This window comes from Psychrobacter sp. UBA6739 (genome assembly GCF_002453835.1).
Classification (GTDB): Bacteria; Pseudomonadota; Gammaproteobacteria; order Pseudomonadales; family Moraxellaceae; genus Psychrobacter; species Psychrobacter immobilis_A.
In genome coordinates this window covers 101,176-104,610 of sequence record NZ_DKHR01000031.1, presented here as the reverse complement: position 1 = coordinate 104,610, position 3,435 = coordinate 101,176, and the positions used below count along the sequence as shown (strand labels likewise).

General features: G+C 41.8%; 1 protein-coding gene, 4 tRNA genes and 1 pseudogene. All 6 read right to left on the bottom strand.

Going from position 1 to position 3,435, the window contains the following annotated elements:
* Positions 1-526: 526 nt before the first annotated feature.
* Positions 527-601 (bottom strand) — tRNA-Thr (locus B2575_RS07845).
* 119 nt (positions 602-720) lie between these two features.
* A tRNA-Gly gene (locus tag B2575_RS07840) sits at positions 721-794 on the bottom strand.
* Positions 795-878: 84 nt separating this feature from the next.
* Positions 879-962 (bottom strand) — tRNA-Tyr (locus B2575_RS07835).
* A gap of 67 nt (positions 963-1,029) precedes the next feature.
* A tRNA-Thr gene (locus B2575_RS07830) sits at positions 1,030-1,105 on the bottom strand.
* A 181-nt stretch (positions 1,106-1,286) separates the two neighbouring features.
* Positions 1,287-2,783 carry an anthranilate synthase component I family protein gene (locus tag B2575_RS07825; protein ID WP_296241018.1) on the bottom strand — a complete coding sequence of 499 codons (1,497 nt, stop codon included), beginning with the start codon at positions 2,781-2,783 and terminating at the stop codon, positions 1,287-1,289.
* 214 nt (positions 2,784-2,997) lie between these two features.
* Positions 2,998-3,435 (bottom strand): annotated as a pseudogene (locus B2575_RS07820) (peptide-binding protein); the annotation flags it as partial.

The window sequence follows — 3,435 nt, the reverse complement described above, 5'->3', positions numbered from 1 at the left end:
CATGGGTATTTCCTCTTTTTTTGGTGAATCTTTATCAATCAAAGATCGGTGAATAGCTGTTTGACGGCTCATGATGCATACAGAACCATCAAACCGTTGACGCTATGGCTTATCTACTAAAACTGTTTGATCACTTTACGACTGTATATATGTGCTCAGATCATGCATTTCAATGCTGCACACATAGGTTTAAGCATTATACGTATTTTTTAATCTAGTGAACATTGCAGGATATTATACATTATCGCTGTTGCACTACTTTATCTTAGTGTAAATCATTAATAATATTGGAGCCTGCCGAACCTAGATACTTTTATCTTAAATAATTTTGTCTTAGATACTTTTAGATAATTACTCATGTATTGATAGCTTGATAAATTGACAGCACTAAAAGGCAACACCTCAGTGTCACCCTTAAATATTATTTGCTACACTGTAATTTATAATTTTCAATATTTTGTAATTTCGATATCGACACGAACTGTTTAAAGATGGCAAAGCAAACACAAGAGGTTTAAACAATAAATGGAGCTCATATTGAGAATTGAACTCAAGACCTCTCCCTTACCAAGGGAGTGCTCTACCGCTGAGCTATATGAGCATGTTTTTAATAACCACAAAAAACAACTTATGGATTTACTAAAAAAAATATCACGATACAGCAATACTAAAACTGACTGTCGTGATGATTTATTGATAATCTTTGCGATGTTGTATATATGGAGCGGGTGGCGGGAATCGAACCCGCGTCATTAGCTTGGAAGGCTAAGGTGTTACCATTATACCACACCCGCAATTACTCTTATTCAAGAGGACTCTAATCGAGAGTCATTAAGTATAAAGAGTATGCTTGGCGCTATGACAAACTTAAAAAAATATGGTGGTGGGAGAAGGATTCGAACCTTCGAAGCTTTCGCGACAGATTTACAGTCTGTTGGGTTTGACCGCTCCCCAATCCCACCTTAGGTTGCTTTAAACAAAAATGGCTTTAGTTTAAGACAGATTCATAAAAAGCTACTTTAAGAGAGATGGTGCCGACTGCCGGGATCGAACTGGCGACCTACTGATTACAAGTCAGTTGCTCTACCAACTGAGCTAAGTCGGCTTGTTCTCTTAAAGTGGTGGCTATTCTATCAAATTTTTTGAAAGACGCAAGCCCTTTTTTGCCTTTTTTATGATTATTTCAATAAAAAAATATAACTAATTGATTGTAATGATTTTTTTAAATAAAAAAATAGGCTGTTTTTCCACAATAACCGCATACTGTGTTTTTATGACTGGAGTCCCTAGCGAATCCGTAAACCATTACACGCCATCTTTACCGCTTTGACCAACGCCAATGCTTTTTTGTTGGTCTCTTCCCACTCTGCTTCTGGAATAGAATCAGCAACAACCCCAGCACCCGCTTGGATATGAATTTTACCACGGCGCATCACAGCAGTACGAATAGCAATGGCGTTATCCATGTTGCCATGCCAGCCCAGATAACCGACTGAGCCGCCAAATACCGTTCGGCGGACTGGCTCTATCTCGTCAATGATTTGCATTGCGCGTATTTTGGGCGCACCTGATAGCGTACCAGCGGGGAACGTCGCACAAAAAACATCCAACGCATCCTTATTGGGCAATATCGTCCCTTCAACATTAGAAGCAATGTGCATCACTTGCGAATAACGCTCGACAAACATCTTTTCGGTGACTTTGACACTGCCATATTCACAAACGCGGCCAATATCATTACGACCCAAATCGATAAGCATCAAGTGCTCGGCGATCTCTTTTTTATCACTCAGCAGCTCTTCTTCAAGCGCTAAATCTTCCGCTTCATCTTGTCCGCGTCTACGAGTACCCGCCAATGGTCGTACCGTCACTTTACCATTTTCGATACGTGATAATATCTCAGGGGATGCCCCAATAATGTCGAAACGCTTGTGATCATCGAGGGTGTAACCATGTACCAAGAATAAATAAGGCGATGGATTTAAAAATCGTAGGGCACGATAAACTGCTAATGAGTCGCCAGTATAATCGGCCGTCAAACGCTGCGCAGGAACGACTTGCATGACATCGCCTGCTAAAATGTAATCCTTTATTTTATTGACATCATGACAATATTTCTGCGCGCCTGTTTGTGAGGTAAATGTCGGCGTCGGCATTACGGGTGCGCTCAGATTTGGCATTTCTGCCAGTTTTTCTTCAATTTTTTCTAGCTCGCGGATGGCATTGCTATAACCATCTTCAGTGTGACAATCAGCATAAACGATGATAGATAACGTATTTTCTAAACTGTCAAAAACAATCACGCTCATTGATAGCATCAGCCACATATCCGGCATTGTCATCGGATTGGGGGCATCTGATAAACCCACGCTTGGCTCGATAACCCTCACCATGTCATAGCCAAAGTAACCTACTAAGCCGCCGCTAAAGCTCGGTAGCGTTGCAATATCCTCGACTGTTGGCATCTTATACTGCGCCATTAGCTGACGAATATAGTCAAACGGGTCAGCGACTGCATCGACATCGGTATGGTCATTTTTTTTGACGGTCATATTACCATCGGCATACTGCAAAATGAGATCACTACCTAAACCAATCATCGAATATCGAGCCCAACGCTCCCCGCCTACGACAGACTCAAATAAATATGCAGAGCCGTTTAAATCACGTACTTTAGAAAATACAGATACTGGTGTCTGTGCATCCATTAGACGTTTTTTTATCAGTGGAGCATGACTAAAGCCACGGTCTTTAAAAGCTTGATATTCTTCAAAGTTCATCATAATAATGCTCTCTTAACAAAACATTGGCAAAAGATAAAACAGCAGACTGTTAAATAAAATATAGCGTCAACACTCTATTGAATGTTGACGCTATCAAAGTGACATATTCGTGAGGGTTGCCGGATTATTAGCCGATAGTAGCTAACAGTTGGCTAACAATTATACCAAAGCCCGCTTGGGTTAGAGCATGTCAAATGCACTGGTCAGTACTTGGTTACGCACCGCCCATGTTAAATAACCACAATGCTAACGCAATAATGATGATGGCAATAAACACCCAAATGAACCAACCACCGCTTGGTTTTTTCTCTGCCTGTCCTGCATTGGCTGGATTACTGATAGCCTGATCCATCGCATTATTACCTTCTGTGCCAAGATCACGAGATTGACCTAGATTGGCAGTGCCAGAAAACTGTGCGGTTGCCGCCTGCTTGGCTCGTAGAATGTCGGGATCTGCTTCTTCTTGTAGAGCAGTTTTAGTCGTTTTGTCATGCTCTGATTCAACTGCTGGCTTTTCATGTACAGCTGACTGCTCTACTAATGACGTATCATGCGCAGGTGCTGTCGATGCCACCTCTGTCGCTGTGACGGCTTCTGGCTGACTTACAGCAGGTTGTGCATCTGCTACAGTTGCAGCAGCGACTGGTGCCGC

Coding starts and splice junctions, on each gene's coding strand:
- B2575_RS07825 (WP_296241018.1), bottom strand. CDS start 2,783: ATGATGAACTTTGAAGAATATCAAGCTTTTAAAGACCGTGGCTTTAGT.